We start from the raw sequence: 888 nt of genomic DNA, 5'->3' as shown, positions 1-888 counted from the left end.
CGGGTGCCCGCGGCGCCCGGACGCGACGGGCGGCCGGGCGCGCGACGACGGCGGCGGCGTCCTCCAACGGGGCCGCCCTGACGTCTCCCATGCAGGGCACGATCGTCAAGGTGGCCGTGGCCGAGGGGGCGACGGTGGCCCAGGGGGACCTCGTGGTGGTCCTCGAGGCGATGAAGATGGAGCAGCCGCTCCTGGCGCACCGCGACGGCGTCGTCCGGGGCCTGTCGGCCGTGGTCGGCGGCACCGTGAGCGCCGGCAGCGCGCTGTGCGAGATCGTGGGGAGCGAGACCGTCGGGGCCGAGGGCGCTGCCGGGGACGGCGCCGCGCCCACCGAGGGCTGAGGTGACCGGGGCGGGCGGACCGACGCGTCCTGCCGGCCTGCACCGTCAGCCCGGCGACGGCTGGGTCGAGTGCGACTGCGGGCGCCGGCACTGGGGGCTGCACGGCGCCGCGGGCCTGCTGCTCTTCCGGACCGACCCCACCGGGCGGGCCGACGCCGTCGTCCTGCAGCACCGCGCCGAGTGGAGCGACCAGGGCGGCACCTGGGGGATCCCGGGCGGGGCGCTGGCTCCGGGCGAGCGGCCCGAGGACGGCGCCGTCCGCGAGGCCGCCGAGGAGGCGGGCATCGACCCCGACGGCCTCGTCGTCCAGACCACCCGCGTCCTCGACCACGGGACGTGGAGCTACACGACCGTGGTCGCCCGGGCGACCGCCCCCCACGACCCCCGGCCCACCGACGCCGAGAGCCTCGCCGTGGCGTGGGTGCGGCTCGACGACGTCCCGGCCCGCCTCCTGCTGCCGGCGTTCGGGACGGCCTGGCCCGGCCTGCGGGACCTCCTGCCGTGACCGGCGCGGCACCCGGCGCCGCCACCCCCGGCCCAGCCGTGG

2 protein-coding genes are annotated in these 888 nt (G+C 79.5%); both read left to right on the top strand.

All coding sequences use genetic code 11. From position 1 onward, the window contains the following. Positions 1-341, top strand: a 341-nt coding sequence (locus N866_RS19130) for an acyl-CoA carboxylase biotin carboxyl carrier protein subunit (protein ID WP_342668455.1), incomplete at its 5' end; no start/stop codon positions are given. A gap of 1 nt (position 342) precedes the next feature. After that, complete coding sequence (locus N866_RS19125) at positions 343-846, top strand: NUDIX hydrolase (RefSeq protein WP_052023274.1); 504 nt, start codon at positions 343-345, stop codon at positions 844-846. Positions 847-888 lie beyond the last annotated feature (42 nt).

This window comes from Actinotalea ferrariae CF5-4 (genome assembly GCF_000603945.1).
GTDB classification, from domain to species: Bacteria; Actinomycetota; Actinomycetes; order Actinomycetales; family Cellulomonadaceae; genus Actinotalea; species Actinotalea ferrariae.
The sequence above is the reverse complement of the archived record's forward strand: the minus strand, read 5'-3'. Positions and strand labels throughout refer to the sequence as shown.